Origin of the sequence: Kitasatospora sp. NPDC101235, assembly GCF_044767505.1 — a bacterium.
GTDB lineage: Bacteria > Actinomycetota > Actinomycetes > Streptomycetales > Streptomycetaceae > Kitasatospora.
The window spans coordinates 402,054-406,318 of record NZ_JBIWNZ010000003.1 but is presented as its reverse complement, the minus strand read 5'-3'; the positions used below and the strand labels follow the sequence as shown (position 1 = coordinate 406,318).

The 4,265-nt window shown below is 75.9% G+C and carries 3 protein-coding genes; 2 read left to right on the top strand and 1 reads right to left on the bottom strand.

The window, feature by feature from the left end:
- Positions 1-274 precede the first annotated feature (274 nt).
- Complete coding sequence (locus ACIRRH_RS08005; RefSeq protein WP_403063279.1) at positions 275-1,324, top strand: family 2 encapsulin nanocompartment cargo protein polyprenyl transferase; 1,050 nt, start codon at positions 275-277, stop codon at positions 1,322-1,324.
- A 188-nt stretch (positions 1,325-1,512) separates the two neighbouring features.
- On the opposite strand, the gene ACIRRH_RS08000 is transcribed toward ACIRRH_RS08005, so the two are convergent.
- A complete protein-coding gene (locus tag ACIRRH_RS08000) occupies positions 1,513-2,553 on the bottom strand; it encodes an NAD-dependent epimerase/dehydratase family protein (RefSeq protein WP_403063276.1) in 1,041 nt (346 codons plus the stop codon).
- A gap of 253 nt (positions 2,554-2,806) precedes the next feature.
- Here ACIRRH_RS08000 and ACIRRH_RS07995 point away from each other — a divergent pair, with 253 nt between their 5' ends.
- Positions 2,807-4,141, top strand: coding sequence for a DUF1254 domain-containing protein (locus tag ACIRRH_RS07995; protein ID WP_403063274.1), 1,335 nt, complete (start codon positions 2,807-2,809; stop codon positions 4,139-4,141).
- The last annotated feature ends 124 nt before the right edge of the window (positions 4,142-4,265 follow it).

The window sequence follows — 4,265 nt, the reverse complement described above, 5'->3', positions numbered from 1 at the left end:
GGGGGTGGGGGTGGGTCTATCTCCTCCCCCGCCGCGGGGGGGGGGGGGGGGGGGGGCGCCCCCGCGGGGGGGGCGGGGCGGGCCCCCCCCCCCCCCCCCCCCCCCCCCCCCCCACGCCCCGCGCGTGCGGGCCCGGCCCGAGGGCTGCCGGGGCGCCGTCGCACGTCGCCCCGGCACCGCAGCGCCGTCGCACGTCGCCCCGGCACCGCAGAGCAACCCCGGTCCGCCGTCGGCGGGCCGTCCCACGACAGGCGCCCGACAGGGGGAAACACCCATGACCAGTCCCACGCTGCAGCGGGACCACAAAGAGGGGCACGAGGCGGCGGGCATCCTCGCCCGGACCCGCGCCCTGGTCGACCCGGTCCTGCGGGCCGCCGTCGACTCGCTGCCGGGCACCATGCGCAAGGTGGCCGGCTACCACTTCGGCTGGTGGGAGGCCGACGGCACCCCCGCCGAGGCCCCCGCCGGCAAGGCGATCCGGCCGGCCATGGTCCTCGCCGCCACCCAGGCCCTGGGCGGCAAGCCCGCCGAGGCCGTCGCCGCGGCCGCCGCGGTGGAGCTGGTGCACAACTTCACCCTGCTCCACGACGACGTCATCGACCGGGACGACACCCGGCGCCACCGGCCCACCGCCTGGCGGGTGTTCGGCACCACCGAGGCCATCCTGGCCGGGGACGCCATGCACTCCCTCGCGCTGCGCCTGCTCGCCGAGGACACCCACCCGGCCGCCCGCGGCTCGATCCGTCGGCTCGCGGACTGCGTGGTCGAGCTCTGCGAGGGGCAGCAGATCGACTGCGCCTTCGAGCGGCGCAACGACGTCTCGCTGCCCGAGTGCCTGGCGATGGCGGAGGCCAAGACCGGCGCGTTGCTCGGCGCGGCCTGTGCGATGGGCGCTCTGTACGGGGGCGCCTCCGAGGAAGCGGCGCAGGCGTTGGACGGCTTCGGCAGGGAGATCGGCCTGGCGTTCCAGCTGATCGACGACCTGATCGGCATCTGGGGGGACCCGGCGGTCACCGGCAAGCCGGTCGGCGCGGACCTGGTCGCCCGCAAGAAGTCGCTGCCGGTGGTCGCGGCGCTGGGTTCAGGCACCGTCGAGGGCAAGCGGCTGGGCGAGCTGTACGCGCTCGAACGCCCGCTGAGCCCCGAGGAGTTGACGCAGTGCGCGGCGGCCGTCGAGGCGGCCGGCGGGCGCGGCTGGGCGCAGGGCGAGTCCTGCGAGCGGATGGCCGCGGCGATGGCGCAGCTGGCCGCCGCGGTCCCGGAGCCGGCCGCGGCCGACGAGCTGCTGGCGCTCGCCGAGCTGGTCACCCGCCGCACGCACTGAGCGGGGCTGACCGCGTCGAACGCGCGCCCCCGGGAGGGGGAAGCGCCTCTCGGGGAGTGTCCCCCCGGAGCGCCTCATGAGTGCCTCAGGAGCGCCTCAGGAGCGCCTTGGGAACGCCTCGGGAGCGCCTCGGGAGTGGGAAATCGGCCCGGCCGACTTCCCACTCCTGCTGCCCGACGCGCCCGCTGTCAGCCGAAGGCGGCCAACAGTCGCCGCTCCTTGGCGGGTTCGATGCCCTGCCGCACCGCCGCCCCCGGCCGCCCCTTGCGCCCCTCGGCGTCGGTGTCCTCCACCGGCCCGCGCGTCCGCAGCCACTCCCAGGTGTCCCGCGCCGTCTCGGCGAACGGCCGGCAGCGCAGCCCGGCCGCCTCCGCCCGGCTGGTGTCGGCCAGCCAGGCGCCCGCCAGCTCGGGCAGATCCGGTGCCCAGAGGGGGAGTTCGGTCCACGCGCCGACCTGGTCCGGCCCCTCGGCGAGCAGCGGCCCGTCCGGGATCCAGGCCAGCTCGGTGTCCGCGGCGCCCGCCACCTCCCGGCAGGTCTCCAGCCACTCGCGGAAGCGGAGCCGGCCGGGCGGCGCCGTGGTGACGAACCGCCCCGGCGTCCCGGCCGTCAGCAGGTCCAGTCCGAAGGCGGCGAAGTCCCGGACGTCGATCACCTGCATGGTCCGCTGCGGATCCCCCGGGGCGAGCACCCGCCCGCCGCGGGCCATCCGCTCCAGCCACCAGGGCAGCCGGCCGCCGAACTCGTACGGACCGATGAGCAGCCCGCTGTTCAGCACCAGCGTGCGCCGGGCGCCGAACCCCGCCAGCACGGCGCGCTCGCAGCCGGCCTTCAGGGCGTTGCCGGGCGGCTGGTCGGGCGGAGTGTCGGCGGGGCAGGGGTGCAGCGCGGAGTCCTCGTCGACCACGTGGGCGGGCCAGTCGGCGAAGGCGTGCACGGAGGAGACGAAGGTGTAGTGGCCGGCCCGGTCGCGCAGCAGTCGGGTGCTGAGCGCGGCTTGGGCGGGCTGCTGGGCGGAGGTGTCGACGACGGCGTCCCAGCTGCGGCCGTCGACCAGCCGGGCGAGGTCCCCGGCACTGTTGCGGTCGCCCCGGACGGCCTCGACGCCGGGCAGGTCGGCGGCGCTGCGGCCGCGGTTGAAGGTGGTCACCCGGTGGCCCCGGGCCAGGGCCTCGGCAGCGTAGGCCCGTCCGAGGAAGGACGAGCCTCCAAGCAGGAGGATCTTCATGCCGACGACCCTCTCTCGTCCGCCCCGCCCGTACGCGCGGATTCGCGGTGAGCAGACAGGGGATTACCGGATGCCGCATGGCGCCCGGCCCGACGTGCCACCCCACCCGGGCCCGCTTAGCATCCGATTTGTACCGCGATCGGCGACCGCACCCCGGCCTGGTGCACGACCCGCCCGCCACAGCCGGCACGAACGGCCCGCCGACGCCGAGCACTCCGCCGACCGGCTGCCCGCCCCGGACGAAGGACCCGCGATGAACCAGCCCGATCTGGAGGCCCTGGCCGCCGACGCGTACGTCTACGGCTACCCGCTGGTCGCCGGCCTCACCATGGTCGATCGGTTCGTCCGGGGCGGCCTGGGCACCCTGCCGGCGGCGCCGTTCAACCACATCAGCCACGCCACCCGGCTGGCCGGACCGGCCGACGACTTCGTCTCGGTCAACAACGACACGGTCTACTCGATCGCCCAGCTCGACCTCTCCGAGGGCCCGCAGGTGCTGCGCGTCCCGGACACCGCGGACGCCTACTACGTGCTGCAGTTGATCGACGCCTGGACGGACAACGTGGCCTACCTCGGCCGCCGGGCCACCGGCACCGGCTCGCAGACCTGGCTGATCGTCCCGCCCGGCTGGCACGGCAGCCCGCCGGACCCCGACCGGGTGGTCGAGCTGCCCACCACCGTCGGCACCCTCGTCGGCCGCTTCGCCTGCACCGGCCCGGATGACCTGCCCCGGGTCCGGGCCCTCCAGACCGCCCTGGAACTGGAGCCGCTGGAACCCGGCGGCCTGGTCGCCGGACTGCCCGAGCCGGACGGCGACGTCCCCGAGCGGCTGGCCTTCTTCGAGCGGCTACGGGTCTGGATGCAGGCCTTCCCGCCCGCCACCGCGGACATCGAGTACCAGCGCCGCTTCGCCCCGCTCGGCCTGCTGGACGACGGCGCCTCGCCGTACCGCGCGGCCGCCCCCGAGTGGACGCTGGCGCTGGCCAAGGGCCTGGCCGCCGGCCGCGAACGGGTCGAGGACGCCACCCGCCCGCCGGAGGACCACCCGCCCGGCGAGTGGCGCAGCGCGCTCCACCTCTTCGACTACAACACCGACCACCTGGGCCCCGGCACCCTGGACGACCCCGAGTGGCGCATCCCCGACCGCCGCGCCGCCTACCTCAGCCGGGCCGCCGCCGCCCGGGCCGGCCTCTGGGGCAATCACGCCTACGAGGCCTCGTTCGCGATGACCTATCACGACTCCGACGGCCGGCCCCTCTCCGGCGTCCACGACTACACCCTGCGCTTCGACCAGCCGCCCCCGGCCGGGGCGTTCTGGTCGGTCACGATGTACTCCGTCCCGGACTACTGCCTGGTGGAGAACCCGATCGACCGCTACTCGATCGGCGACCGCACCCCCGGTCTGGTCCGCAGCGAGGACGGTTCCCTCACCCTGGCCCTCCAGCACGACCAGCCCGAGGACCCGGCCGCCGCCGCCAACTGGCTCCCCACCCCGCCCGGCGAGTTCCGCCCCATCCTCCGCATCTACCAGCCCGGGCCCGCCGTCCTGGACGGCAGCTACCAGATCCCGCCGATCCACCGGGTCTGACACCCCTGCCCGCCCCCGCAGCACGGCCGCCCGGAGGCCGCAGGCCGGAATATGCAGATCGGTCTACCTATCCATGGCGCCGGGCCCGCTGTGCGTGAGAAGTCGGCTGGGTCGACTTCTCGCG